The 26,652-nt window shown below is 40.8% G+C and carries 29 protein-coding genes, 1 pseudogene, 3 riboswitches and 1 other annotated feature; of the genes and pseudogenes, 22 read left to right on the forward strand and 8 right to left on the reverse strand.

Features of this window, described 5'->3' with window-relative positions; all coding sequences use genetic code 11:
- Window positions 1–16: 16 nt before the first annotated feature.
- Window positions 17–125: riboswitch (guanidine-I (ykkC/yxkD leader) on the forward strand.
- A gap of 67 nt (window positions 126–192) precedes the next feature.
- On the forward strand, window positions 193–522 hold the full coding sequence (locus AOQ70_RS13875) for a DMT family transporter (protein WP_059376890.1): 330 nt from the start codon (window positions 193–195) through the stop codon (window positions 520–522).
- Window positions 519–833: a DMT family transporter gene (locus tag AOQ70_RS13880; RefSeq protein WP_024424636.1), complete on the forward strand. Its 315-nt coding sequence runs from the start codon at window positions 519–521 to the stop codon at window positions 831–833. The genes AOQ70_RS13875 and AOQ70_RS13880 overlap by 4 nt, the downstream gene beginning before the upstream one ends.
- Before the next feature lie 35 nt (window positions 834–868).
- Here AOQ70_RS13880 and AOQ70_RS13885 read toward each other — a convergent pair whose 3' ends face one another.
- Window positions 869–1,054 carry a hypothetical protein gene (locus tag AOQ70_RS13885; protein WP_024719622.1) on the reverse strand — a complete coding sequence of 62 codons (186 nt, stop codon included), beginning with the start codon at window positions 1,052–1,054 and terminating at the stop codon, window positions 869–871.
- Window positions 1,055–1,215: 161 nt separating this feature from the next.
- Between AOQ70_RS13885 and purU the strand changes: the two genes are divergently transcribed.
- From purU to AOQ70_RS13915, 6 genes are all read left to right on the forward strand, one after another.
- On the forward strand, window positions 1,216–2,118 hold the full coding sequence (purU, locus tag AOQ70_RS13890) for a formyltetrahydrofolate deformylase (protein WP_059376891.1): 903 nt from the start codon (window positions 1,216–1,218) through the stop codon (window positions 2,116–2,118).
- A 43-nt stretch (window positions 2,119–2,161) separates the two neighbouring features.
- Window positions 2,162–2,380, forward strand: a binding site (T-box leader).
- A 55-nt stretch (window positions 2,381–2,435) separates the two neighbouring features.
- Window positions 2,436–3,533, forward strand: a complete 1,098-nt coding sequence (gene proB / locus AOQ70_RS13895) for a glutamate 5-kinase (protein WP_059376894.1) — start codon at window positions 2,436–2,438, stop codon at window positions 3,531–3,533.
- 12 nt (window positions 3,534–3,545) lie between these two features.
- Window positions 3,546–4,793, forward strand: a complete 1,248-nt coding sequence (locus AOQ70_RS13900; protein ID WP_059376897.1) for a glutamate-5-semialdehyde dehydrogenase — start codon at window positions 3,546–3,548, stop codon at window positions 4,791–4,793.
- 124 nt (window positions 4,794–4,917) lie between these two features.
- Window positions 4,918–6,054: a Rap family tetratricopeptide repeat protein gene (locus AOQ70_RS13905; protein WP_039178008.1), complete on the forward strand. Its 1,137-nt coding sequence runs from the start codon at window positions 4,918–4,920 to the stop codon at window positions 6,052–6,054.
- Complete coding sequence (locus AOQ70_RS13910) at window positions 6,044–6,178, forward strand: hypothetical protein (protein WP_024424642.1); 135 nt, start codon at window positions 6,044–6,046, stop codon at window positions 6,176–6,178. The genes AOQ70_RS13905 and AOQ70_RS13910 overlap by 11 nt, the downstream gene beginning before the upstream one ends.
- Window positions 6,179–6,348: 170 nt before the next feature.
- On the forward strand, window positions 6,349–6,777 hold the full coding sequence (locus AOQ70_RS13915) for an organic hydroperoxide resistance protein (RefSeq protein WP_024424643.1): 429 nt from the start codon (window positions 6,349–6,351) through the stop codon (window positions 6,775–6,777).
- Between the two features lie 35 nt (window positions 6,778–6,812).
- Here AOQ70_RS13915 and AOQ70_RS13920 read toward each other — a convergent pair whose 3' ends face one another.
- Window positions 6,813–7,259: a MarR family winged helix-turn-helix transcriptional regulator gene (locus tag AOQ70_RS13920; protein ID WP_039178012.1), complete on the reverse strand. Its 447-nt coding sequence runs from the start codon at window positions 7,257–7,259 to the stop codon at window positions 6,813–6,815.
- Between the two features lie 161 nt (window positions 7,260–7,420).
- Here AOQ70_RS13920 and AOQ70_RS13925 point away from each other — a divergent pair, with 161 nt between their 5' ends.
- On the forward strand, window positions 7,421–7,837 hold the full coding sequence (locus tag AOQ70_RS13925) for an organic hydroperoxide resistance protein (protein WP_034281509.1): 417 nt from the start codon (window positions 7,421–7,423) through the stop codon (window positions 7,835–7,837).
- Between the two features lie 238 nt (window positions 7,838–8,075).
- On the opposite strand, the gene AOQ70_RS13930 is transcribed toward AOQ70_RS13925, so the two are convergent.
- From AOQ70_RS13930 to AOQ70_RS13940, 3 genes are all read right to left on the reverse strand, one after another.
- Window positions 8,076–8,546 carry a nucleoside deaminase gene (locus AOQ70_RS13930; RefSeq protein WP_058838958.1) on the reverse strand — a complete coding sequence of 157 codons (471 nt, stop codon included), beginning with the start codon at window positions 8,544–8,546 and terminating at the stop codon, window positions 8,076–8,078.
- Between the two features lie 139 nt (window positions 8,547–8,685).
- On the reverse strand, window positions 8,686–10,974 hold the full coding sequence (metE, locus tag AOQ70_RS13935; RefSeq protein ID WP_059376899.1) for a 5-methyltetrahydropteroyltriglutamate--homocysteine S-methyltransferase: 2,289 nt from the start codon (window positions 10,972–10,974) through the stop codon (window positions 8,686–8,688).
- A 150-nt stretch (window positions 10,975–11,124) separates the two neighbouring features.
- Window positions 11,125–11,316, reverse strand: a riboswitch (cobalamin riboswitch).
- A gap of 113 nt (window positions 11,317–11,429) precedes the next feature.
- A complete protein-coding gene (locus tag AOQ70_RS13940; RefSeq protein WP_039178019.1) occupies window positions 11,430–12,389 on the reverse strand; it encodes a S8 family peptidase in 960 nt (319 codons plus the stop codon).
- Window positions 12,390–13,141: 752 nt separating this feature from the next.
- Between AOQ70_RS13940 and AOQ70_RS13950 the strand changes: the two genes are divergently transcribed.
- The 8 genes and pseudogenes from AOQ70_RS13950 (at window position 13,142) to AOQ70_RS13980 (ending at window position 19,733) form a co-directional block, all read left to right on the forward strand.
- The gene (locus AOQ70_RS13950; RefSeq protein ID WP_039178022.1) at window positions 13,142–13,345 is read left to right on the forward strand and encodes a helix-turn-helix transcriptional regulator; all 204 of its coding nucleotides are present in this window, start codon (window positions 13,142–13,144) and stop codon (window positions 13,343–13,345) included.
- A 210-nt stretch (window positions 13,346–13,555) separates the two neighbouring features.
- Window positions 13,556–14,241: pseudogene (locus tag AOQ70_RS13955) on the forward strand (response regulator transcription factor).
- A 3-nt stretch (window positions 14,242–14,244) separates the two neighbouring features.
- A complete protein-coding gene (locus AOQ70_RS13960; RefSeq protein ID WP_059376900.1) occupies window positions 14,245–15,594 on the forward strand; it encodes an ATP-binding protein in 1,350 nt (449 codons plus the stop codon).
- Between the two features lie 66 nt (window positions 15,595–15,660).
- Window positions 15,661–16,350 carry a PepSY domain-containing protein gene (locus AOQ70_RS13965; protein ID WP_058838962.1) on the forward strand — a complete coding sequence of 230 codons (690 nt, stop codon included), beginning with the start codon at window positions 15,661–15,663 and terminating at the stop codon, window positions 16,348–16,350.
- Window positions 16,351–16,443: 93 nt separating this feature from the next.
- Window positions 16,444–16,962 carry a PepSY domain-containing protein gene (locus AOQ70_RS13970; RefSeq protein ID WP_039178030.1) on the forward strand — a complete coding sequence of 173 codons (519 nt, stop codon included), beginning with the start codon at window positions 16,444–16,446 and terminating at the stop codon, window positions 16,960–16,962.
- A 76-nt stretch (window positions 16,963–17,038) separates the two neighbouring features.
- Complete coding sequence (locus AOQ70_RS19755; protein ID WP_180272400.1) at window positions 17,039–17,179, forward strand: hypothetical protein; 141 nt, start codon at window positions 17,039–17,041, stop codon at window positions 17,177–17,179.
- Window positions 17,180–17,312: 133 nt separating this feature from the next.
- A riboswitch (M-box (ykoK) riboswitch) is annotated at window positions 17,313–17,477 on the forward strand.
- A gap of 208 nt (window positions 17,478–17,685) precedes the next feature.
- On the forward strand, window positions 17,686–19,044 hold the full coding sequence (gene mgtE, locus AOQ70_RS13975) for a magnesium transporter (protein WP_059376902.1): 1,359 nt from the start codon (window positions 17,686–17,688) through the stop codon (window positions 19,042–19,044).
- A gap of 290 nt (window positions 19,045–19,334) precedes the next feature.
- Window positions 19,335–19,733 carry a hypothetical protein gene (locus tag AOQ70_RS13980; protein WP_059376903.1) on the forward strand — a complete coding sequence of 133 codons (399 nt, stop codon included), beginning with the start codon at window positions 19,335–19,337 and terminating at the stop codon, window positions 19,731–19,733.
- Between the two features lie 65 nt (window positions 19,734–19,798).
- Here AOQ70_RS13980 and AOQ70_RS13985 read toward each other — a convergent pair whose 3' ends face one another.
- A complete protein-coding gene (locus tag AOQ70_RS13985) occupies window positions 19,799–20,662 on the reverse strand; it encodes a LysR family transcriptional regulator (RefSeq protein WP_059376904.1) in 864 nt (287 codons plus the stop codon).
- A gap of 208 nt (window positions 20,663–20,870) precedes the next feature.
- On the opposite strand from AOQ70_RS13985, the gene AOQ70_RS13990 reads away from it, so the two are divergent.
- Window positions 20,871–21,242 (forward strand): cupin domain-containing protein, encoded by a 372-nt coding sequence (locus AOQ70_RS13990; protein ID WP_082700857.1) that lies wholly within the window; start codon window positions 20,871–20,873, stop codon window positions 21,240–21,242.
- Window positions 21,243–21,369: 127 nt separating this feature from the next.
- Here AOQ70_RS13990 and AOQ70_RS13995 read toward each other — a convergent pair whose 3' ends face one another.
- Entirely contained in the window at window positions 21,370–21,699 is a 330-nt protein-coding gene (locus AOQ70_RS13995) for a MerR family transcriptional regulator (protein ID WP_024424656.1), read from the reverse strand.
- A gap of 192 nt (window positions 21,700–21,891) precedes the next feature.
- Between AOQ70_RS13995 and AOQ70_RS19760 the strand changes: the two genes are divergently transcribed.
- The 3 genes from AOQ70_RS19760 to AOQ70_RS14005 all read left to right on the forward strand — a co-directional run bounded on the left by AOQ70_RS19760 (window position 21,892) and on the right by AOQ70_RS14005 (window position 23,071).
- Window positions 21,892–22,047 carry a hypothetical protein gene (locus AOQ70_RS19760; RefSeq protein ID WP_099663201.1) on the forward strand — a complete coding sequence of 52 codons (156 nt, stop codon included), beginning with the start codon at window positions 21,892–21,894 and terminating at the stop codon, window positions 22,045–22,047.
- Window positions 22,048–22,085: 38 nt separating this feature from the next.
- On the forward strand, window positions 22,086–22,250 hold the full coding sequence (locus tag AOQ70_RS14000; protein WP_024426818.1) for a hypothetical protein: 165 nt from the start codon (window positions 22,086–22,088) through the stop codon (window positions 22,248–22,250).
- A gap of 356 nt (window positions 22,251–22,606) precedes the next feature.
- On the forward strand, window positions 22,607–23,071 hold the full coding sequence (locus AOQ70_RS14005; protein WP_095408317.1) for a MarR family winged helix-turn-helix transcriptional regulator: 465 nt from the start codon (window positions 22,607–22,609) through the stop codon (window positions 23,069–23,071).
- Window positions 23,072–23,312: 241 nt separating this feature from the next.
- Here AOQ70_RS14005 and AOQ70_RS14010 read toward each other — a convergent pair whose 3' ends face one another.
- On the reverse strand, window positions 23,313–25,733 hold the full coding sequence (locus AOQ70_RS14010; RefSeq protein WP_059376905.1) for a bifunctional diguanylate cyclase/phosphodiesterase: 2,421 nt from the start codon (window positions 25,731–25,733) through the stop codon (window positions 23,313–23,315).
- Window positions 25,734–25,979: 246 nt separating this feature from the next.
- Between AOQ70_RS14010 and AOQ70_RS14015 the strand changes: the two genes are divergently transcribed.
- Window positions 25,980–26,594 carry a DedA family protein gene (locus AOQ70_RS14015; protein WP_039178042.1) on the forward strand — a complete coding sequence of 205 codons (615 nt, stop codon included), beginning with the start codon at window positions 25,980–25,982 and terminating at the stop codon, window positions 26,592–26,594.
- Window positions 26,595–26,652: the final 58 nt, after the last annotated feature.

The following is a 26,652-nucleotide window of genomic DNA, read 5'->3' on the forward strand; positions in this document are numbered from 1 at the left end:
CAGATCTGCTTATCATGAATTGGTTTTCTAGGGTTCCGTGCGGGTGGCGCAGTCTGGACCGAGAGAAAACACATAGGGTCTAGACAATAGACCGTATGACACGGAGGGATAAAAGCCCGGGAGATTTGATCAAACGATCGATTTCCAGGCTTTTTTTTGTTGGTTGGAATCGTTCAGAAAGGAAGGGATCTAATGAAATGGGGAAATGTCTTGATTGCGGCGATCTTTGAAGTCGGCTGGGTGATGGGATTGAAATATGCTGACTCTTTATTGGAATGGGCCGCAACCATCGTTTGTATTGTCGTCAGCTTTTATTTACTCCTGAGAGCTACGACTGTACTGCCAGTTGGCACACTTTATGCCGTTTTTACCGGACTTGGGACAGCAGGTACTGTCATAGTAGGTATGGTCATGGGGGAGCCGGTACAGCTAGTGAAATTACTTTTAATCATGGTGCTTTTAAGCGGTGTATTAGGGCTCAAACTGACAACAGGAGAAAAGAAAGGAGAGACTGAATCATGAGCTGGCTTTTACTCATTGGGGCAGGCATTTTAGAAATGCTTTGTGTCACCATGATGAATCAATTCCAGAAAGACCGGCATGTCAAATGGATTTTATTTATTGCAGCTGGATTTTCGCTGTCCTTTCTCATGCTCTCTCTTGCGATGAATACAATTCCGATGGGAACGGCGTACGCCATTTGGACAGGTATTGGAGCTGCTGGAGGAGCCATTGTCGGCATGCTGTTTTATGGTGAGTCGAAAGACGCAAAACGTATTTTCTTTATCGCATTGATTTTATCTGCGGCGGTCGGGTTAAAGATTATTGAATAAGAAAAGGGCTGGCATCTGTCTGCCAGCCTTTTTTATTACATCGAATGATGATTGGAATCGTTTTCATTTTTTCGGTAAAGCTGACTCACAAGCAGAAAACAGACACCAAATGTGAGCAAAGGAATGAGTCTCTCACCGGTCATAAATAGATAAATACCTGTGATCAGACATACGATGCCGAGCCAAAAGCTCACTTTACCAAACAAAGTCATGCTTTTCATCTCCATCACTCCTTTTGTGATAAAAGGTCTACTCACATTATATCACGCTAGGTGCAGAATTGAATGAATATTCAATAAAAAATTGACTCTTCATTGCTTTTTCTCTTTCCAGTCCAGTATAATATTTCATTAGAATGAAAACGTAAATGAGGTCATGATACATGAGAACATTGATTACAGAGAAACTTGAATTACACAGACAAAAGCACGACCAAAAAGGCAGACTGCTTGTCAGCTGCCCGGATCAGCCTGGTATTGTATCAGCTGTTTCTTCCTTTTTATTTGAGCACGGAGCGAACATCATTGAATCCAGCCAATATACAACAGATCATGAAAGCGGCCGGTTCTTTTTAAGAATTGAATTTGATTGGAAAGACATTTCGGCCAACTTAGATCAGTTGAAAAATAGCTTTGAGCCAATTGCCGCATCATTTCAAATGACATGGAGCATGTCACGTGCAAGTGATCTGAAAAAGCTGGCGATCTTTGTATCGAAAGAGCTTCATTGTTTAAATGAACTTCTATGGGAATGGCAAAGCGGAAATTTAATGGCTGAAATCGCAGTTGTGATCAGCAATCATGAAACGGCAAAGGATACGGTCGAAGCACTCGGCATCCCATTCCATTTTGTGAAGGCGAATAAAGACATTCGTCAAGAGGCAGAAAAACAGCAGCTTGCTCTATTAGAAAAGTACGACATTGATGCCGTTGTGCTTGCTCGATACATGCAAATTTTAACGCCTAAATTTATTGAAGAGCATCCGAATAAAATCATTAATATTCATCATTCCTTCCTGCCAGCGTTTATTGGTGCAAACCCATACAAGCGGGCATATGAGCGGGGAGTCAAATTAATTGGTGCGACTTCTCATTATGTGACCAATGATTTAGACGAAGGACCGATCATTGAACAAGATATTGAGCGTGTAGATCACCGGGATGATGCGGAAGCTCTAAAAAATATTGGCCGGACAATTGAGCGCAGTGTGCTTGCACGTGCTGTCAAATGGCACTTGGAAGATCGAATTATTGTTCATGAGAATAAAACGATTGTCTTTAATTGACCGCTTGACTTTTCTTTAGCAATTGGTGATAATATAAAAAAATTAACGAGCGTTGAAAAGGAATAGTAAGCAGGAACTGATGCGTAAAGAGAGCAAATGATATGCTGAAACATTTGCCGCAGACAGCTGCTGAACCTGCCCTTTGAGCCTTAGAGGAAAAATCTAAGCGCGTGCCTGGCGTTACAGGAGTTGAGTGGAATAAGCATGTCGCATGCTTATTCAATGAAGGTGGTACCACGGAAAATCCCTTTTCGTCCTTTACATAAGGAGAAAAAGGGATTTTTTTGTGCCTAAAGGTATAGCGGAGGGAATCAAGGATGAAAAAGCAAAGGATCGTCATAAAAATTGGCAGCAGTTCATTAACAGAGCAAAAAGGAGCCATTGATGAACAAAAGATGCAGGATCATGTAAGAGCCATAGCAAAGCTCAAAGAAGCAGGGCATGAAATCATTTTAATTTCATCAGGAGCCGTTGCGGCAGGATTTGGAAGCCTAGGCTATCCATCAAGACCTGTGACCTTAAAGGGGAAACAGGCAGCCGCTGCCGTTGGTCAGGGCTTGTTAATGCAAAAATATACAGAGCTTTTTTCACAGTTTCAGATGACACCTGCTCAAATGCTTTTAACACGTAATGACTTTTCAGATCGAACAAGATATCGAAATGCTTACGCAACGATGATGGAGCTGCTGGAAAGAAAGATTTTGCCGATCATAAACGAAAATGATTCAGTTTCCATCGAGGAGCTTACCTTTGGGGATAATGACATGCTGTCAGCTCTTGTCAGTGGATTAATCCATGCAGACCAATTGATCATATTAACAGACATCAATGGCATTTATGATGCAAATCCAAATGAGCATCCTGAGGCGAAGCGGTTTGATGTCCTGACTCACATTTCAGAAGAATTGTTTTCATATGCAAAGAGCACTGGTTCAAAGGTTGGCACAGGCGGAATGAAATCGAAGCTGTCTGCTGCACAAACGGCACTTTCACTTGGTGTGAAAGTCTTCATTGGCACAGGCACTGGGGGAGACAAACTGCTTCGCATTCTTGCGGGTCAAGGTGACGGAACGTATATCGGTGAACAGGATTTATCAGCCGTGAACAACCGCCGTCAATGGATTCAATTCCACTCACCGGTCTCTGGAAAGATCATGATTGATGCAGGAGCGGAAGCGGCGATTTTGCATAATGGCAGAAGCCTTCTTCCGGCAGGAGTCATTGATGTCGCTGGTGACTTTTCTAAAGGAGAGGTTGTAGAAGTCGTCGGGCCAAACGGATTAGTTGGTAAGGGACAAACCTTGTACGCATCCGATGAGCTTCTCGGCATTAAAGGAATGCGAAGTGACGAGCTTTCAAAAGAGAAGCCTGAGGTCATACACCGAGATCACTGGGTACAGCATGTACAAAACTGAGGAGGGAATACGATGAATGAAGTTCTTGAAAAAGCAAAAAAAGCAAGTGTAGCTAAAGATCAGCTGCTTCTAAAAACGACGGAACAAAAAAATGCTGCCCTGCACGCCATTGCGAGTGCACTAAAAGCATCTTCAGCTTATTTAATAGAGGAGAACCAAAAGGATGTCCAAGCGGCTGTGGAAAAGCAGTTCACGCCATCTGTCATTGACCGGATCACACTCACGGAAGAGAGAATTGAAGCCATTGCAGACGCGACCTTTCAACTCATTCAGCTAAAAGACCCAATTGGTGAAACGTTAGAAACCATTCAAAAAGAAAACGGTCTATTCATCGAAAAGGTCCGTGTACCGCTTGGAACGGTTGGCATGATTTATGAAGCAAGACCAAATGTGACAGTCGATGCTGCGACCCTTTGCTTGAAAACTGGGAATGCTGTGATTCTGCGCGGAAGCTCATCTGCTATTCATAGTAATAAAGCGATTGTAAAGGTGATTCATGAAGCGCTTCATACGACGGATATTCCAGTAGACAGTGTGCAATTGATTGAAGATACTGGCCGTGAAACGGCGAAAACACTGTTCACCTTAAATGAATACCTCGATGTCCTCATTCCGCGCGGCGGGAAGAATTTAATTGATCTTGTAGTGAGAGAGTCAACTGTGCCGGTGCTTGAGACAGGTGCAGGAAATTGTCATATCTACATTGATGAAACAGCGAAAAACGAAATGGCTGAGCGGATTGTGCTGAATGCCAAAACCCAAAGACCATCTGTTTGTAATGCGATTGAGAGCATTGTCATTCATGAAACTTGGGCAAAAACCTACGGTGCTTCGTTATTTGAAGCCCTTCAATCAAATGGGGTAGAAATACGCGGTGATGAAGCCGTTTGCGCGCTTGCTCCTAGTGCTGCATTAGCGACAACTGAGGACTATGCAACGGAGTTTTTAGCACCGATTGTCAGCATTAAAATAGTAAAAAACTTAGAAGAAGCGATTCAGCATATTCAAACATATAGCTCTAAGCACTCTGAAGCGATCATTACAGAAAATGATGAACATGCAGCCCTTTTCTTAACAGCTGTCGATGCAGCCGCTGTTTATCATAATGCTTCTACTCGTTTCACAGATGGATTTGAATTTGGTTATGGAGCGGAAATAGGTATTAGTACACAAAAACTTCATGCAAGAGGGCCAATGGGTCTGCCAGCCTTAACGTCTGAAAAATTTGTCATTCGTGGACAAGGACAAATAAGAGAATAACGAATTCAAAAGAGAGTCTTATGACAACAGGCTCTCTTTTTCCTTTCATTTTTGTATTTCTCCGGTCAAGTATGATAAAATATGGTAATGTTTTATATTTTGAGAAGATTGGAGAAGGCAACGTATGGCGAAAATCATTCCCTCTTCGGATATTGGAGTGAAAATCAACAAGTGGTATGAATTAATCCGCAGATTTGATTCAGAACAAGCAGAACAGTTAAAACAGGAAATTCGCACCTCTCTTGATTCAATGGAAGAAGATCAGAATTTGCTTCTCTATTTTTCTTTAATGGAATTTCGGCATGAGGTCATGCTCGATTATTTAAAGCCATTAAAGGAAGGAAAGCTTCGCGCCAACTTTTCCGAGCTTTCGAAAGAAATAGATGAGCATCAAACGCATGTCACAGGCATGCTTGAATACTACTATCATTTTTTCAGAGGCATGTATGAATTCGGACGGAGGGAGTATATTGCTGCCATATCGTCTTATCAAAAGGCAGAGCACAAGCTTTCTTTTGTATCAGATGATATTGAACGTGCGGAATTTCATTTTAAAATGTCAGAAATATATTACCACATGAAACAAACACATATCTCGATGCACCATGCTAAACTAGCGCTGGATGTTTATGTTCAGCATGAACTGTATGCGCTTCGCACCATTCAGTGTCAATTTATTGTGGCCGGTAACTACGATGATATGAGAAGGCATGAAAAAGCATTACCACATCTCGAAAGAGCACTTGCGAGATCAAGAGAGTTTCAGAATGTGCGTTTTATTGCCTCCTCTTTATTTAATATGGGCAACAGTTATTACCGAATGGGAGACTTGGACCGCGCACTCGAATTAATGAAAGAATCCATCTCGTTATTTGATCAAAATCAATCCGATCATCTTCGTCGATCTATAGACCCTCTTTATACAGCCGCTCAGATATTATACAAACAAGGAAAACACGAAGAAGCATTACACTACAGAGAAGAATGTATGAAGCGAGCAGAAGCTCTTCAAGATGACATTCATATTCAGAAAACCATATTTCTAGAAGCTTTGTATTTAAGACAAGATGCGGAGCATATGAAACGAATTTTCCATTTTTTAGAGTCTGCCTATGCATATCCTGATATAGAGGAGCTGGCATTAGATACCGCAAAGTATTATAATGAAATGGGGGATTATGAAAAATCTTCCATGTTCTATGGGGAAGCGGAACATGCTCGAATCTATATTCAGAGAGGGGATTGTTTATATGAATTTTAAAAAATGGGCAGTCGTCTGTACAAGCATCACCATCATGGCATTGTGGCTGGCAGCAGCAAATGCCGATCCAGATAACAGAAACCATACGCTAGAACAACCGAATCCACAGCATGACACGATCTAAAAGCCCTTGTTAAAGGGCTTTTTTTTATGTCTAACAATTTTGGGACATGCTCATAAAAAGGGTTCAGGGAGGAAAACTTAAAAAAGAGTATTTATTGATTGACTCCGCAATTTAAATTGTGTACAATTCAATTGTAGAAAATATTATTGGAGAGAAAGAGGGTTATATTCATGTCAGACGTTTTATTTACAGCAACGGTATCAGCTGTCGGAGGAAGAGAAGGAAAGGTTGTTTCAACAGATGGTGTACTAGAGCATGATGTAGCAATGCCTGGAACACCAAGAGCAAAAAAACTTGAAAAAGCAACAAATCCAGAGCAATTATTCGCAGCAGGCTACTCTGCATGTTTTGATTCTGCCCTTCAAATGGTAGCAAGACAAGAGCGTATCCGTTTTGAAAGTGAAGTAACAGCACATGTCAGCTTATTAAAAGACAGTTCAGATGGCGGCTTCAAACTAGGCGTTCAATTAGAAGTAAAGGGAACTGGCATTGAGCAGTCAGCATTAGAAGAACTTGTTCATAAAGCACACGGTGTATGTCCATATTCAAAAGCAACTCAAGGAAATATCGAAGTAGAACTAGTAGCTGTCGCACAATAATTAGACATCAATAAAAGGCTGAGGGGATCGTTCCCTCAGCCTTTTGGTTGTGTTAAATTTTGCAAAAGCTCATGTAAAGAGGCGCGCAGTATTTTTAGCTCTTCTTCTGATCTGCCTGTCCCAGTCAGCATGTGAGACGGAATTGCAGTAGCCTTTTCTTTTAGCTGTTCTCCATATTCCGTTAAACGAATTTGCACAGACCGTTCATCCTCTTTCGAGCGTTCTCGGATAATGAGTCCGTTTTGCTCCATTCGTTTCAGCATGGGTGTGAGTGTACCGGAGTCTAAATAGAGAAGTTCTCCCATCGTTTTCACATTTAATGTTCCATGCTCCCACAATAAAAGCAGTGCCAAATATTGCGGATACGTAATGTTTAATTCTTCTAATAACGGTTTATACTGCTTCGTCATCTCTCGTGAACTTGCATATAACAAGAAACAAAGCTGATTTTCCAGCTTCATATGTTCAAATTCATTTGTCATGTCAGTCACCAACTATTTTTTGTCATACTTATCATTGTATAAGATTTTCTTCCTTTTTAAAATAAATACAGACGAAAAATGAAAAATTCTTCAATGTGCGATAAATGTTTGAGAAATGAATAGAACGTGAAAAGGATCAATAGATAAAGGAGGAGATGAAGATGAAACCATTATTCACAGCAAAAGTAAAGGCGCAGCATGGAAGAGCTGGACATGTTCGTTCAGAAGATGGTGTGCTCGATCATAACATAGTCATGCCTAACGCAAAGAAAGATGGAGAGACTGGTACAAACCCAGAGCAATTATTTGCAGCAGGCTATGCAGCTTGTTTCGGAGGAGCACTTGAACAGGTAGCCAAGAAGCAAGGGATAGAAATTGAATCGGAAGTAGAAGGACATGTCAGTCTTTTAAAAGATGAAAGCGACGGCGGCTTTAAGCTTGGCGTAAAGCTGATTGTGTCTGCGAAAGGTCATGATCATGACAAAGTGAAAGAGCTTGTCCATGCTGCACATGAATTCTGTCCATATTCAAAAGCAACAAGAGGGAACATTGAAGTAGAGCTTGAAGTGGCGGAGTAATAGTAGAAGACACCTGCTTACGAGCAGGTGTCTCAGCGTGTAGACAAACCCTCGCATTCTTTGTCAGGTCTGCGCTCCGGTGCTCATGAATGTCGAATTCGCTCCGCTCCGGTGCTCGCCCTTCCTAGACTTCAAAGGTTTTCTATCACGCTGAATAGAAGACAAAGGGCTAAAATAAAAACCATTTTAGCCCTTTGTCAACAATTCGCAACACCTGCTTACGAGCAGGTGTCTTTTTTTAATATTCTTTCTTTTTATCGTATGCTTTCCATGCTTCAAATGGCGCAAGGGTTTTTTGAGGTGTCAGCTTGTAAAATGGTATATTTCTTGATTCGTATTCTTTGTTGATTTCTTCATAAATAAACGAGTCATCAAAACCAGCATCCGCTGCATCCTGATGTCCAGCAGCAAAATACACCGCTTTTGGTCTAGCCCAGTAAATAGCGCCAAGGCACATCGGACAAGGCTCGCAGCTTGTGTATAGAGTGCAATCTTCTAATTGGTATGTATGTAGAGTTTGGCATGCATTTCGAATGGCTGTGACTTCTGCATGTGCGGTAGGGTCATTACTCGTTGTCACATTGTTGCTTCCCTCTGCAATAATCTGACCATCCTTGACAATGACTGCTCCAAAAGGGCCGCCAGTTCCACTATTGACTCCTTCTACTGCAAGATCAATTGCGCGTTGTAAAAAATCTTCGTGATTCATTGTCTTCCTCCCTTTGTTCGACTGACTTCTCTAGTATAAACGAATCATGCTAGAAAAGAAATCTTCATAGTAGAAGATCGAACAGGCCAATTTGCACATAAAAAACCCCTGCCACGTTCAGCAGGGGAGAGGCATTCAATTATGCGTGCTGCGCCAGCTTTTTACGAGCGACTTCAGCAGCTGTGACCATGTTTTTCAAAGCAGCAATGGTTTCAGGCTCTTGTCTAGTTTTTAGCCCACAATCCGGATTCACCCAGAAACGATCTGTTGGACAAACGTTTAGCGCATCATCAATGATTTCGCTCATTTCTTCAACAGATGGAACGCGCGGGCTATGGATGTCATAAACGCCTAGTCCAAGTCCTTTCAAATATGGGTGCTTTTCTAAGTAATCGAGGAATCCGCCATGACTGCGTGAATGTTCAATTGTAATCACGTCAGCATCCAAGTCTTCGATCGTATCGACAATATCCTCGAAGTTACTGTAGCACATATGTGTATGAATTTGTGTGTCATTTTGAACGGATGATGTGGATAAACGGAATGACTCTGCTGCCCAGTTTAAATATTCTGCCCAATCACTTTCTTTGAGCGGAAGTCCTTCTCTTAGCGCAGGCTCATCCACTTGGATCACTTGAATACCAGCTGCCTCTAAAGCTTCTACCTCTTTACGCAAAGCGAAAGCGATTTGGAAAGCAATGTCTTTTCGAGAGATATCCGTTCTTGGGAAAGACCAGTTTAAGATGGTAACAGGTCCTGTCAGCATTCCTTTAACTTTTTTCTCTGTTAAACTTTGTGCGTAAACTGTCTCTTTCACTGTCATTGGCTCTGTAAACTCTACATCTCCATAAATGATTGGCGGTTTCACGCAGCGTGATCCATAGGATTGTACCCAAGCAAATTTTGTAAAGGCAAATCCGGCTAGCTTTTCACCGAAGTATTCAACCATGTCTGTCCGTTCAAATTCTCCATGTACGAGCACATCCAGGCCAATTTCTTCTTGAATATCAATCCATCGTTTTGTTTCTTTCTTAATAAATTCATCATACTCTGCATCTGTCCACTCATTTTTGCGCCACTTTTGACGAGCACTGCGCACTTCGGCAGACTGCGGGAAGCTGCCAATCGTTGTGGTTGGAAGAAGCGGGAGCTCAAGAGATTCGTTTTGGATACGCAGGCGTTCTTCAAAGGCAACTGGACGTTTAAAATCTTTCGATGAAAGATTGTTGCGTTCCGCTGTGAGATCCGCATTTGTTCCTTTTGCGAACTCTTTTAAGGTAAGAAGTGCTTGTGCTGCTTCGTTAATGTCGGCATCAATGGCAGCTGCTCCTTTTGTTAAACCTTCTTTTAATAATGTCAATTCAGCCAGCTTTTCAGTGGCATAAGATAGTCCGTTTAATAGTTTTTCTTCAAGCTGTTCACTTGGGTGTTTGGCAACTGGTACATGCAGTAAGCTGCTTGATGGCTGCAGCCACACTTCTTTCGGCTGAGCCTCAGCAATGACTTCAGAAATAAAGGATAATCTTTCCCCAAGATCTGATCTCCAAATATTTCTTCCATCAATGATGCCAGCTGCTAAAATTTTATCTTTCGGGAAGCCGTGCTTTTTCACTTGATCCAGGTTGCGCCCTTGATCATGGACAAAATCAAGACCGATTGCTTCAACAGGATATGTGACAAGCTCTTCATACGCATCTACTGAATCAAAGTAGGTTTGAAGAAGAATGTTCAAGCCAGGTACGGCTTCTTTGATCGTTTGATAAATTTCTTTTACGGATTTTACGTCTTCACTTGAAGCTGTGACAAGTGCAGGTTCATCAATTTGAACCCATTTGACGCCGGCTTCTTCAAGTTCTTTTAAAAGCTGCGTATAAAGCGGCACTAGACGCTGGTGGATTTCTTTCACTTCATTTGCTTCATAACCTTTAGAAAGTGAGACAAATGTATAAAGACCGAGTACAACCGGTTTTGTTTCAACACCAAATGCCTTTTTCACCTTTTCGTAAGCTTCAAGCGGTTTGTTGTGTGTGAGTTTAAATTCTGTGCTTTTTTCGTATTCTGGAACGATGTAGTGATAGTTTGTATTAAACCATTTTGTCATTTCACTTGAGACGGCATCTTTTGTTCCTCTTGCCATCGCGAAGTATGTATCTAGCGGGTCTTTTAAGCTGCGGAAGCGCTCTGGAATCCAATTGAACATAACAGCAGTATCCAGTACGTGATCATAGAAGGTAAAGTCTCCAGAAGGTACAACATCAATTTGTTGATCGATTTGTGTTTTAATGGCAGTTAAAAATTGTTCATCCAGTGTGCCTAAGAGGGTTTCGCGGTCTGTTTGACCTTTCCAGTAAGACTCAAGTGCTTTTTTCCATTCTCTGTTTAAACCAATTCGCGGAAAGCCTAGATTACTTGTTTTAACAATTGTCAATTCCAATTCCTCCTCTAAATATAAAAAGACATTTACGCTCATGATCAAGATTGATGAGGTAAATGTCTGGTTTAAAAGACAAAATGTGTGTGCGAAATAAGGCGTGAGTATCACTGACGCTTTTCCGACATCTCCTATCAACCGTAGGGGGTTTGATGTGATAGAGCGGCTGGTATCCTGGCTGGTGAATCTGCAAGCTTTTCATCCTTCCCATCTTAATGACAGTGGATTACTGAGAAAAGCTCTCCTCACTCACAGTGGCGGGACCGCGCCGGATTTTCACCGGTCTTCCCAATTAAAATTCGACGTGTAATCGAATTACCGACTCTCAAACTATGAATTTATTGTGTTCGATTATATAACGTTCACTTCATTTCGTCAAAGTAAATTTTGAATAATTTTAATTAAAAAATACTCTGAGAAAATTCTTACTTTTCTCAGGACCTCTATTTAAGCTATAGAGATAAAAGATCTGCTTCCAATGTTTTTTCTAAAAGGACATCAGGCGCAGTTAAATATAAAAATCCATTCCCTACAAGGGCTTTCGACTGTTTTAATGGAAGGGTTCTTCTGACAAGCTGAGCATAGATCTCAGGCTCTGTCAGCTTGCGCTGGAACGCTTCTTCTTCGGCATTTTTGATAATGGCTAGTGCACCGCTTACGTGAGGGGCAGCCATTGAAGTCCCTGTGAGTCTGCCATATTTATGGTTAGGGAGAGTGGATAAAATGTCTTCTCCTGGAGCGACGAGGTCGATTTCTTTATTGGCATTAGAAAATTCAGAGGATTCTCTAGCAAGGGAAACAGAACCGACGGCAATGACTTCATTGTATGCTGCTGGGTAGGAGAACTCTTCCGTACGCTCGTCCCCGTCCCCTTCATTTCCTGCTGCGCACACAACAAGCACACCGCTTTTCACCGCATTTTGAATGGCTTCCTGCAGGGCTGGCTCATTGCTTGGACCACCGAGAGACATGGAGATAATATCAACCTTCTGCTCTGCAGCATAGTTGATGCCATCAATGATCCATTCGTATTTTCCGCTGCCATTTTCACCGCCAAGAACTTTCACGATGAGCAGCTTGGCTTCAGGGGCAACCCCTAAAATTCCGCCATTTTGATCTGTTGCGGCAATCGTTCCTGCTACATGGGTACCATGCCCATTGTAGTCTTTGACATTTTCAGCATCTCCATCGTCATCATCGGTAAAGTTCTTTCCTCCGATAATCTGATCTTTTAAGTCGGGATGCTCTGTGTCACAGCCTGTATCAAGGACAGCAATGGTTATGCCTTTTCCTTTGAAGCCACTTGACCAAAGTTCGGGTGCTTTAATCTCCTGAATACTTTCCGGCGTCTCTTTCGCTTCCATCACATTGGCTTTTACTTCATACGGAATTAAGCGAATTTCACCTTTCATAAGAAAGCCCTCCTTATTTTGTTTTCAAAGTAGATTCAGGCTGCGTAATGTTATTGTATAAAAGAAACTTTTGATCGGAAAGGGTCAATTGTAATAATTTTTCAAATAATTAATCTATTATCAAAAGTGCAGTTCTCCTCACTTATTGACGAAAGAGCTCACCTTTTGAAGAAAACTCTTGATATCATATGAAAAAGAAGGAAATGCTGCATAGTGAGGTTGCACCTGTACAGATGAAAATGGGTGAATAGAACTAAAATAGGCAGATTGAAAAAGAATCAATAGATGAAAGAAGAGAAGAAAATAGATAAACCATGAGAGCAGATTATTGCTTTTCAATGATAACTTTATAAAGAATAAGAAATGTAAAAAGTATTTGACATTTAAGGGACTAATGCTATGATTATAAATGTAAAGACTATTTGACATTTTATTTGAAAGGGGACTAAAGATTGGATTACGTAAAGGTTGTCTATTCAGTTATAATATTATTGATCGGATTGTTCATTTTGATCACTTCGATGATTCAAAAGGGTGATGAACGAAAGAGATTTATTTACTCGAAAGCTCAATCTTATGCGTTTATTGTGGTTTTCGGTATGCTTTTATTAGAAGTCGCACAAAATATTTTTCTAACGATTCAAGGGAACTCAAATCAGGGTATTGGGATTTCACCTATCGCGTTCCTGTCTGTGGTTTCAATAATATATGTATTCACATTCCTCATTTACAGAAAAAAATATGGTGATTAAATGCAGAATCATATTAGAGAGCTAAGAAAATCTAATAAATTGTCTCAAGAAGAATTAGCTAAACTTTGTAAGGTGTCGAGACAAACCATTAATGCGATCGAAAATGATAAATATGACCCCACTTTGCAATTAGCTTTTGACATAGCTTTTGTTTTAGGAACTTCAGTAGATCAGCTCTTTGTCAGCAGACCTATAAAAAAGTAAACAGGCCTCAAGATGAGGTCTTTTTTTGAGTGGTTAGCCGTTTTATTTTCCTTTCAATTGATGTGCGGTTACTGTGTTAAAAAACAACTTCATTCAATATATTTCTTCTTTTATGAAAAAATAGATGTGAAGATTGTGACTGTTCCAAATGAGAAAGGCAACATATAATAATGGAAAGACAAGCTTGCCTTTCAGATAGGAGAGATAGAGATGAACAAAGGGAAGATACTCGTAGTCGAAGATGAAAAGAAAATCGCAAGGGTGCTGTCACTTGAACTTGAATATGAAGGATATGAGGTGACAGTCAAAGAGACAGGAATGGCCGGCTTCAGGCTCTTGAAGAAGACAGCTTCGATTTGGTGCTGCTTGACGTCATGCTTCCAGAGTTAAGTGGTCTTGAAGTGCTGAGAAGGGTTCGAAAGACAAATACAGCGACACCTATTATTTTGATTACAGCAAGGGGGAGTGTCCCTGACAAGGTAAGCGGGCTCGATCTTGGGGCGAATGATTATATAACAAAACCTTTTGACATAGAAGAATTATTAGCACGAATTCGCGCGCAGCTAAGACTGAATATACATGCACAAGAAGAAAAGGAGACAGAGCTGAGCATAGCAGATTTAACGGTCAACGAGAAAACAAGAGAAATACAAAGGGCTGGGCAAATGCTTGAACTCACGCCGAGAGAATATGATCTGCTTGTCCACTTACTGAACCATCAGCAGCAAGTGCTCACAAGAGATCAGCTTTTAACAGCGGTTTGGGGTTTTGATTATTTTGGTGATACAAACGTGGTTGATGTCTATATCCGTTATTTAAGGAAAAAAATCGATTACCCATTCGAAAAACAGCTGATTCACACAGTGAGAGGTGTGGGTTATGTGATGAAAGGATAAAGAATGAGATTAAAAAATAAGATTCAGCTTTATACGTCGTTGTCTTTGTTTTTAATGGTGCTCTTGTTTCATACAGCCATTTATTTTATTTTTTCGATGACCTTGACGCAAAAAGATATGTCCCGTTTGTCTGAGGTGGCTGAAAATATTGCCATTGCTTTAAAAAAATCAGAGGAAGAGGGTCTTCCGTCCTCGGAGCTACTGAAGGCGTACCTGCCTCAAAATGGCATGATCCGTGTCGTGACAGAATCGGGAGAGTCAAAACTGACTGTCACAAAGGAATCAACGTTTAGCTCACTGCCTTTTACATACGAATCTGGCCAGACGGCTGAAATCAAAGAATACAATAAGCATATGGTTGCGTTCGCTGCTATTCCGGTCATTTGGACAAATGGTGAGATTATGTCGCTTCAAGTATATGAAGAAATCGAAAATACGGAAGAGAACTTAGCGTTATTAAAAATGATTTTAATCACAACCGGCGTTTTGTTTATTGTGCTTTCCTATTTTGCAGGCCACGTGTTAACAAAGCAAATTGTCCGGCCGATTAGCAGAATAACGAGTACCATGAAGGCAAGTATGAAAGAGAAGGCGTTTAAACGAATTGAATTAACAGGCGATTCAAAGGATGAACTATATCAAATGGGACAAACCTTTAATGAAATGTCCGAGATTCTCGAGAAGCATTATGAAAAAGAACAGCAATTTTTGCATGATGCCTCTCATGAATTAAAGACTCCGATTACCGTCATTATGAGCTACAGCAATTTACTAAAACGCTGGGGGCAAACACGTCCAGAGGTTGTAGAAGAATCTTCCCAAGCGATTCATGATGAAGGGAAAAAAATGAAAAGACTGACAGATCAATTACTGACATTGGCGAAAAACGGTCAGCCGTTATACTTGGATATGAAGCCGGTTGATCTTGGTCATTTGTGCAAGCAGCTATGTCATACACTTGAAGTGGCCACCAATCGAACGATTCAATTTCATGTGCAGGCAGATCAGCCGCTGATCGCAGAAGGAGACGAAGAGAAAATCAAACAGCTTTTGACCATCTTAATTGATAATGCGGTCAAATATAGTAGAGAGCCAGTTGATGTGACCTGCGGATGGTCAGGAGACAAGCCATTTATTTCAGTGATTGATCAAGGAATCGGTATAAAAGAAGAGGATCTGCCGAAAATCTTTGACCGCTTTTTCCGTGTGGATGAAGCGAGAAACAGCGAGACAGGCGGAACCGGTCTTGGTCTTTCAATTGCGAAGCAAATTGCAGAAGAACATGGGGCCGAGCTGAAGGTAGACAGCCGTATCGGCGAAGGGACAGCCATGACCATTCTTTTTCAGAAATAAATGGGTCTTTTCTCATCAATTTCTCATTTCCTCCTTATAAAATAGGAAATAGGAAGGAGGCGCTGCATGTCTAGAAAAACGAAAATGGTGCTTGCGCTCGCAGGATGTCTTGCAATTCTTGCGGCCTTTGCAATGCTCATGATCCAAACCATTGATCATAAAATATTAAGTGAAGCAGAAATGAAAAAAATGATCTCAAAAGACTACAATGGAAACATTACACATATTGATCTAATCAACCATAAACAGGACTATACATTGACGCTGGAAAATGCAAATGGCATCTACCAAATCATTGCATCTTCTGCAAGCGGTCAAATGAAAGAAATTAGACAGTTAAAAAGCTATCAGAAGCCGAATGAAAAAAATGCTGAGCTCCAGGCAGAAGAGGCGGCTGTTAAAAAGGTGAGCGGAACCGTCATTCAAAAAAAAGAGACGACAGATCGTTTTATTTTTACCATCCAATCAAAAAAAGAATTGTATCAAGTCGAGGTCGACAAACAGTCATTCAAGGTGCTTGAAGCAGAAAAGAAAAAACCAACCTCTAAAGAAAAGAAGCTCACAAAAATCACTGTCGAGGAAGCCATCCAAATTGCTGTCAAAGAAGTTGGCGGAACAGTGGATGATGCCGATCTTGAAACATTCAGCGGTATGCTCGTATTTGAGGTGGAGCTGGATTTGCCTGACGGCAGAGAGGCAGAGGTACTTGTGAACGCCTATACAGGAGACATTGAGGGCATTACGTACGAAAACTAATCCTTTTCTCATGATATTCTCATCTTTCTTTCCTTCCTTTATCATCTTGTTTTCTTAAGATATAGAAGAAATCAAAAAGAGGAGGAAATGAACATGATGAAAAAAGTACTAGTAGCTACTGCATTAACGGGAACTCTTGTCGCAGGTGGTTTCACACTTCAAGCGCAAAATACAAATCAAACAGCAAACGCCGAGCAAGTCGTGCAAAAGAAATCGTCGTTTGTTTCAAAGAAACAAGCTGAAAAAGCAGCCTTAAAAGTGGTGAAAGGCTATGTAGACGATGTGGATCTTGAGCGTAAAAAAGGAAAATGGGTGTATGAGGTCGAGATTAAAAAAGGCGGCTTTGAATATAAAGTATATGTCGATGCAAAAACTGGAAAAGCGCTGAATGATCCAGTCAAAGAAAAGAAACAGAATGTGAAGATCACGAAAAAACAAGCTGAAAAAATTGCTCTTGCAAAAGTAAAAGGCACAGTCACCGATTCTGATCTAGATAAAGAAAATGGTGTGTACATCTATGAAGTTGAAATCACAACACCTAGCGGCGAAGAAGTTGATTTTGAGATTTCCGCTAAAACGGGCAAAATCCTGAAGCAAGAATGGGATGATTAAGCCATCATCAAACCTTACACTTTCATGTGTAAGGTTTTTTCATTGGGACAAACTACGGGAAAGGAGGCGAGAGAATATGAAGAAAAAAGAAGAAGAGCAGACAATGGATTATGCGGAATACGTTCCGCATCCTGATGGAGAAGGATATGCTTTGTTTTTGCATGATTCCTTTCATCTCCTCTCCCAAGAGGATATGAATCAGCCGGAAGAGGAATAAAAAGACATGAAAGGGCGATGGTAAGAGTTGTCCATCGCTCTTTTTTTGAAAAGTAAGCGAATACATAAGAATACTTGGCATCTTGCTTATTGACATCATTCCGCTTTTTCTGTAATCTCAGTGTGTTAACAATATGAGACTTCGTTAGGTGAGGCTCCTGTATGGAGATACGCTGCTGCCCAAAAATGTCCAAAGACGCCAATGGGTCAACAGAAATCATCGACATAAGGTGATTTTTAATGCAGCTGGATTTTATCCTATGCCATACAGTGCTAAAGCTCTACGATTGAAGGAGCAAGTGTTTATTTTGTCATGCTTACAAAGCGCCTTCATTCGGTTGAAGGTGCTTTTTTATGAGAAAAGGAGGTGTGGGGATGGATCATCCCGATTCGAGACACATAGAGAGTATGTCAAAAGATCAGATTGACGCATCAGACAGAGGAGATCCTGACCCCCGCACATTCTAAGGGATTCGGGTATCTCCTGACTTTGGGGAGGTAACAGCGATGATACAGAACATTACGTACGATGAACTCATTTTAAGAATCATTATTTTGTTAAGAGATGGCAAACGCAAAGAATTCAAAAACATTATGGAAGAACTTCAGCCATATGATATGGCCTATTTATTTAAAGAACTTCCAGAAAAACACCGCGGCCGCTTCCTTAGCTTTTTAACAGTCGATGATGTGACGGAAATGATGGGTGAGCTTGAGCGCGAGTACCAAGAAATTGTGCTTGAAAAAGTAGGGAAAGACAAAGCCACCTTCGTCACAAACAAAATGGATAACGATGACCTAGCCAACTTGTTTGATGAAATGGATGATGAGCTGAAAGATCAGCTTTTATCAAACATGGAGGCAGAGGAATCAAAGGCCGTCCAGCTTCTCATGAATTATCCTGCTGAGACAGCAGGCCGGATTATGACCAACCGGTACGTATGGATTCCTCAGCACTATACGGTTCAGGACGCAGTTGTGAAGCTGAAAAGCTTTGCTGAAATTGCAGAATCGATCAACTATTTATATGTCATTAACGATCAAAAGCAGCTTGTAGGGGTTCTGTCGTACCGTGATCTCATTTTAGGTGAACCAGATGAAAAAGTGCAGGATCTTATGTTTACAAGAGTCATTGCCGTTGGAGCCTTTCAGGATCAGGAAGAAATCGCCAAGCTGATTGAACGGTATGATTTTCTTGCCATTCCTGTCGTGGAAGAGAACAATGTCCTCGTCGGAATCGTCACAGTCGATGATATCATTGATGTCGTCATCCAAGAGGCGGGAGAAGACTATGAGAAGTTCGCAGCCTCCGGTAAAGATATTACATTCGACACGCCCGCTTTTGTTGCAGCATACCGACGTCTCCCGTGGCTCATTTTGCTCTTATTCATTGGGCTGATTTCAGGCAGTATTTTAAATTACTTTGAAGATACCCTTCAGCAAGTCGTCGCTTTAGCCTTCTTCATGCCAATGATTGCTGGGATGACAGGGAATACAGGGACACAGTCGCTAGCGGTCGTCATTAGAGGACTTTCAAAAGAGGAATTAACGAAAAAAACCACTGTACGCCTGATTTTTAGAGAGCTCCGAACAAGTATTTACATTGGGATTGTCTGTTCCATCATTATTACAGTCGTCGCAATGGTGTGGCAGGGCAATATGATTTTAGGTTTTGTTGTCGGGTCCTCACTACTTGCCACACTGATTATTGGAACGATGGCAGGTACGATCGTGCCTATTATTTTACACAGATTAAACGTCGACCCTGCTATTGCATCTGGGCCGCTTATTACAACATTGAATGATATTTTATCACTACTCATCTATTTTGGAATTGCGACAGCGTTCCTCCATACACTTATGTAGCAAGAAGACTGTAAAACATGATGTTTTACAGTCTCAGCGCGCTGACAAACCCTTGCATTCGGTGTCAGTCCTTGCGTGCCGGTGCTCACGAATGTTCAATTCGCTCCGCTCCGGTACTCGTCCTTCCTAGACTTCAAAGGTTTTCAGATCGCGCTGAAAGGTAGACAAAGGACCATCCTTTGTCCACAATCTAAGCCTGTAAAACATGACGTTTTACAGGCTTTTTTTGTATAAAGATTGCATATAGCGCTTCCATCCTTTACATTTTAAGGAGAAGGTGGGAGAGAAACATGAAGAAGTTTTTATTCATTTTGATGTGTTTGCTTTTGCTGAATGCATGTCAAAGGGAAGACGAGGGGAAAGATCGGAGGCTAGTGGCTGCAGAGCATATGCTTGAAGCCATCACTGAAGGAAATAAAAGAAAAATGGAAGACGTCTACGTCGAAGGTGCGGTCCCGAGCCCAAATGACATTCTGAAATTGAAAAAAGAATGGGGCATAGACACACTTTCTTATGAGGACTTTCAATTGGAAGAAGCCAGCATTCATGTGTTCCATGCGAATTATGAAGATGCAAAAACCGGGAAGAAAAAGGCACTTGCCCTCCGGGTGAAAGAAGATCCAGAAAGAGGCGGTGTGCGAATTGACTTTGTAGGGGTTGTTGAAGGGTCTGAGGCATCCTCTAAATAAAAGTCAAGGTATATTTAAAAGGATAGAAGAGCTGACAAAAATTAGCTCTCCTATCCTCTTTTTTATCACAAATCAGTTATACCCATTAACTCCATAAAGTGTGAGAGGGCACTGGTCATGTAAGAATCGCGGCGCCTTATAAACACAGTGGGTACTATTCTATGTGGCTCCGGTAATGGATGACAGGTAAAGCCGCCTTGCACCCGGGATTCAACCATAGATTTTGGTAATACGGTAACTCCCAGTCCGTTTTCAACGCATTTAAGCACGCCCTCTAAAGTACCATATTCCATTACTTTCATAGGAGGATAACCGCTGCTCTCTAGCCATTGCTGCCAACGGCCTAAATAGATGCAATGAGCGAATGACGAGAGCAATGGTTCGTGTAAAATTGATTCTACCTGGAATTGCTCCGAGGAGTAGCTTGTAATCAGGACCAGGGATTCGTCCAATACAGGATACTCCATAATTTCCGGATGAAGAATGGGCCCATCTACCAATGCGCCGTCTACCTTGTAGTTGAGAATCGCGTTAACTTGATCTACTGTAGGTGCCATATACATACTCAATTCTACTTGTGGAAAATTCTTATGATATTCGGCAAAAATTTTTAGCAATCTTGTAGAAGCGGTTGACTCTATAGATCCAATGTGTAAAGTTCCCCGCGGAGTAGAGGAAAGCTTTACTGCCTCTATCGCTTCTTCGAAATCGTAGAGTAATTTGTTTACATAGGGCAATAGTTCGCGTCCTGCAGGTGTTAAAGATATCTTCTTATGATATCGATAGAGAAGAGGAACTCCTAATTCTTGTTCAAGACGTTGGATTCGTGCAGTAACATTGGACTGCACATAATTCAATTTCTGTGCCGCTTTTGTGATGCTTTGTTCAATTGCAACGGCTTTAAACACTTCCAAAGATTTAATATCCAAAATAACTCTCCTTTTGCATCACAAATTGTGATCAACTATACATTATTTTTTGATTTTACGTGATCCAACGGAATAAGTAAACTTAAAGATATAAGAGGTTGATGCTATTTGTGTCCCTTGGTATCTGATCATGAGGAGGATGGTGAGGTAGGGAATTTTATCTGGGAAAAGAAAAACAGACGTTTCCAATGAATGAGGAGGAAATCTATTGATTTCAAAGACGAATGTCCAAGAGAAATTTTTAAAAATAAATGATTATTGGAATCCTAGAATAAGCGGAGAATTGAACGATTCATACATTAAGATGGTAAAAGTTAAAGGTGAATTCATTTGGCATCACCATGATGAAGAGGATGAAATGTTTTTTGTATGTAAAGGGAAGCTGGTCATCCGTTTCAGGGATAAAGAAATAGTTCTTAATGAAGGGGAGTTTATTGTGATTCCTAAAGGAATTGAACATCAGCCAATTGCTGAAGAAGAAGTTCATTTGTTATTAATTGAACCTAAAACGACTCTAAACACTGGGAATGTGGTCAATGAACGAACCGTTTCGATTCCTGAACGAATCGATGAACACTAACTCGTTGCACTTAACAGGTGCGTTAGTTAAAAAAGAGGCAGCAATCGCTGTCTCTTTTTCATTCAGCAATTGCAACAATCAATACGAACAAAGCTTTGATTTTAAAGAGTAAGCGATTCTTTTTTGTTTAACGATTTTTATACCGAAAGTGTGCATTAATCTGGCCTTCAAGCATTTTTTTCTTAAATTGTCCGCTTTTTAGCGCTTGTTCTTTTTTCTTCATGTCTTTTAAAATTTCAGCTGTCTGCACACCGTCTTCCCGTTTATTGGCGATGTCCATTAAACGTTCAACATCTGCAAAAGAATATTTCCGTGTGCCTCTTGTTGAGCGCTGGGGGTAAATGAGTTTACGTTCCTCATAATATCGGATTTGCCTGACGGAAAGCCCTGTTAACTCACTGACAATCCCGATTGAAATGACTTTTTTATCTTTATAAGATACATCTTCCTGCGTCATATACTCACCCCTGCAAGTCTTTTCTTCATATTATATAGAACGAGAAGTAAAAAAACCTATCGTTTGTTAGAAAATATAACACAAAAACGAAAAAAATGAAAAAACTATGGAAGGAAAGATAACAGGTAATGTGCAATGCATCTTACGTCGGCATATAATCATGGTGAGTTGACATAGGAGGAGGAGCATATAATGGAGCAAGCACAGATCATTCGTATGGCAAAAGAAATCATCGCATTAGATGTGAAGAGGGATGAATTGCTCGAGCAATTCATGCAGGCTGCAGGTCAGAATGCACATGCGCTTCTAAGAGCCATGCAAAATGATTTGTATAAGAGGTCTTCATAAGCACCCGATCCAAATCACTTGATAGGAGGGGATAATCGGTGCGGCGTATATTAAAAGAAGCTTTAGCAAAAGAAAGACATTATTATACGAAGCAGCTATGTTCATTGGGGGTTTACAGCCCTGATGCGGCCAAGAACATGACAATTAGTGACTTAAAAAAAGAGTATCATTTCTTTTTCAACAAAACAGAGCGCTGTTTGTAAAAATCCCTTGAAATGTGCGTATGTCACATAAAGGGTTCTTTTTTTGTGTTTAATATTATAGCAATATTGAATTTTGTAGAAATTTGGCGAATGAAGTGCAAGAAACCATAGATTCTTTACAGATTATGTTAAAGTGTGTCGCATCTTGATGGTTTGCTGAAAAAGCTTTTTTTCGAGATGATTGTGAAAAATAAGAAGGATTTTAAAAGTTTATATCGAAAACTTATACATAACACGAATGGAGTCACTTATGTGGTTGAAAGGTTTTCAAAAACGTACTTCTATTTTTTACGAAAGGCTCCAACTGCACCGCAAGACAGCCTTGAAGTTAAAAAAATATTATAAGAGGTAGATATGTGATGAGACTATCGTTTAATGAAGAAGAAGTAGAACGCTCAATGACGCTTTACAAGGTTTTTGCAAGAGCATTTAAAAGCGTTTCAGAACACAGTATTAGAGACAGCAAAGAGCATGGGTTTAATCCAACTGAATTTGCCGTACTTGAATTACTGTACACGAGAGGTGCTCAAAAGCTTCAGCAAATCGGCTCAAGACTCCTGCTTGTCAGCGGGAATGTGACGTACGTAATTGACAAATTAGAACGAAATGGTTTCATTGAAAGAGAACAGGACCCCAAGGATAAACGTTCGGTTTATGCCCATTTAACGGATAAAGGGCGAAGCTATCTTGACAAGATTTATCCGATCCACTCTCTTCGGATTGCGCGTGCATTCTCTGGTCTGACGCGTGAAGAACAAGAGCAACTGATTAGTCTATTGAAAAAAGCAGGTATTCACAGTCAGCATTTATTATTTAGATAAAACGAAAAGGTGCCATGATTGGCACCTTTTCAATTGTGGACAAAGGGCTAAAGTGATCTTTATTTTAGCCCTTTGTCTTCTTCTCAGTTCTCAGCTCAGCGTGACAGAAAACCTTTGAAGTCTAGGAAGGACGAGTACCGGAGCGGAGCGAATTGAGCATTCGTGAGCACCGGAACGCAGGACTGACACCGAATGCGAGGGTTTGTCTGCACGCTGGAAGGTGCCATGATTGGCACCTTTTTTATGTATCAAGATGCGCCGGATAGGCGATGAATTTTTCAATATCGCTTGCTGGCAGCGGCTTGGCATAATAGAACCCTTGCAGGTCGTCACAGCCCTGGGCAGATAATAGCTGGGCCTGTGCAAATGTTTCAACACCTTCTGCTATCACTTCGAGAGATAATTGGTGTCCCATCGCTATAATAGCCCCTGTAATCTGTTCTGACTTTGAATCACTTAAAATATCCTCAATAAAGGATTTATCAATTTTCAGCCGATGAATAGGTAAATCCTTTAAATAGCTTAAGGAGCTGTGGCCTGTACCGAAATCATCAATACTAATGCGGACGCCAAGCTGTTTTAGCGATGTCAGCACTTGTTTTGATTGCTTGATATTGTCCATTGTCATACTTTCTGTGACTTCAAGCTCCAAGAGGGACGGTTTCAGGTCGTATTTTTTCAGTGTCAGCTTGATCAAATCAATTAAGTCTTCAGAATTGAATTGTTTCGCAGATAAATTCACAGCCACAGGGATCTTTAGCCCATCGTCATACCACCTTTTTGCCTGCTTGCCAGCCGTATCAATGACCCATCTGCCAATATCGATGATCAGTCCTGATTCCTCTGCCAGCTCAATAAAAGCCTCAGGTGACTTTAAGGAACCATCTGGTGCCTTCATTCTTAAAAGGGCTTCAACCCCAGTCATCTTTCTTGTTTTGGCACTGACTTGCGGCTGGTAGTGAAGGACAAATTGTTCTCTTTGAATGGCATCCCTCAGCTCCAGCTCCCGGTTTAACCTGTCCTCACTCAATCTTTCCATGGATTCGGTAAAGAACTCATAACGGCTTTGCTTATGTTTTTTGGATAAATACATGGCCATATCGGCTTTTCTCATCAGCTCCATTCCGTCTTTGCCATTTTGCGGAGAGATAGCGATTCCAATGCTGATGGATGTAATGAGTTGATGGTTCTGGATGAAAAAAGGACGTTCAAATTGATGAATGATATTTTTAGAAAATTGTTCGACTTTATATGTATCATGATCCATGTGAGGAAAGATCATTAAAAATTCATCGCCGCCAAGTCTTGCGATAAAGCCATTGTCCGGTAAACATTGTGTCAGTCTATTTGCGGCAGCTTTCAGCAGTAAATCTCCGATGTTATGCCCAAGTGCATCATTAATAATTTTAAAACGATTTAAGTCAAGAAACAGAACCGCTGTTGATGTTTTTGACTTTTCTTGAGCGGAGAGAACATCATTTAAATGATTAATGCCGTGGCGGCGGTTAGGAAGCTCTGTTAATGCATCATAATGTGCCATCACATGAATTTCTTTTTCTGCTATCCGCTGCTGCGTTAAATCTTTTAAAACAAGATAAATGCTGTCGAGTGAATTGTTTACATGGACAGGTATGTAAGTGACATGATAATAATAAAAACGATCTGCTGCTTTCAGTTCTGCTTCGCGTGTAATAGCTTTTTTTGACTGAGAAATAAATTCTTCCCACAATTCAGTAGGCATCACATATTGGCTGACATCATCACCAATCTTAGAATTGCACAACTCTAAGATTTGTTTACCTGAGTCATTTGCAGAAAGCACCTTTCGATGGACAGATAACACGATAATACCGTCTATATTATGCTTAATCAGCGATTGAAACCGCTGTTCATTTTCCTTCAGCTGATCTGACTGTGTCATGATCCGGTGATCAATATAGGCACCAAAGATCATCAGCGTTTGGACAATCAGTGTCATCAATCCGATGAAAAGCGACAGACTGAATGGCGACATTTCAAAAAAACCACCTTCAGCGGCCTGTCCATTTGTATGATAAAACATGGTAGAGGCAGCCATACCAGTATAATGCATACCTGCTATAGCACCGCCCATCAACATTGAACCAAGACCCTTTAAAAGATAATTCTCCCGTTTACTTTTAGTGCGGTCAACACGAAAGAAGAGCTTCAGTGAGAAGTAGGAGGTAATGGCAGCAATGAAAAACGAAAGAAAAAAGAGGACTGGATCATAGCTGATTGAGACATTGGCCATTGATTCCATTCCAAGATAATGCATGCTGCAAATAGCTGAACCCATGGTGATTGAACTAATGAGCAGCCGTCTTCTAGAGAGCTGCTTTTGAATGCATATTGAAAAAGCGATCAAGGATCCGATAAATGAGGCCAAAATCGATAAAATCAGTAAGTATGTATCATATGTGATGCCAACACGCATTTGAAATGCCATCATGCCAATAAAATGCATCGACCATATCCCCATTCCCATGATCATTGCACCAATGAGCAGCCATACCTTTTTCTTTGCACCGCTTGATTGTGCTACCCTGCTGGCTATATGAAGAGCTGAGTAGGAGGCAACAGCGGCGACAGCGATTGACAGAAAGACAAGCCATCCATTGTAGCTTCCTGTTAAATGGGTCATGTAAGAAAACCTCCAGTACTTTAAAACAGACATATACTTAATATATCGGATCGAACGGCTTCTGTGTTCACCTTTCCTTCACTTAAATACAATAATCAACGTTTTTTTCACCCTTCTTTTATAGTAAAATCAAATTTAATGTAAAAAAACGACGAAAAGCGAATCGTTTCTTCGGTTTTATTCGTTTAATATATGGTGTGATTCTAAAAGAGATAGAATCAGTCAAATGATTATGTTTGAAAGGGATTGATAAACATCGAAGATTTTATTATTTCTTTAGCTGATGCCTTTAAGAACTTGTCATACTTTGGCATCTTCCTCGCATTATGCATTGAATTTGTACCTGCTGAAGTGGTTTTGCCTCTTGCGGGTTACTGGGTCTCAGAAGGGGACATGGCTTTTATCGGTGTTGTGGCGGCCGGCTCCATTGGCGGCGTGGCTGGTCCTTTGACCTTGTACTGGTTAGGGCGTTATGGCGGCAGACCCTTTTTAAATAAATATGGAAAGTACTTTTTTATAAAACCTGAGTCGCTTGATAAATCTGATGCTTTCTTTGAAAAGCATGGCGGATTCGTCGCATTCAGCGGCCGGTTCATACCAGGGGTCAGAACACTTATCTCCATCCCGTGCGGTATTGCCAAGATGAATGTGTGGGTCTTTTGCCTGTATACGTTTTTGGCCATTACACCAATTACGTTTGTGTATGTGTATCTTGGATTTATGCTCGGAGAGAACTGGAAAGAGGTTGGCGCCATCTTAGATCCATATCTTTTACCAATTGGGATCGGTGTGGTGTTATTGTTTGTTCTCTACTTATTGCTAAAACGAAGAAAAAGAAAAACAGAAACGCCAACTGCCTAATCAATGGATCGAAGTGAATTTCACCTGTTGACAATCCAGTGTCTATTGATTAAGATAT

This window comes from Bacillus sp. AM 13(2015), assembly GCF_001518755.1.
Lineage (GTDB): Bacteria > Bacillota > Bacilli > Bacillales > Bacillaceae > Bacillus > Bacillus safensis.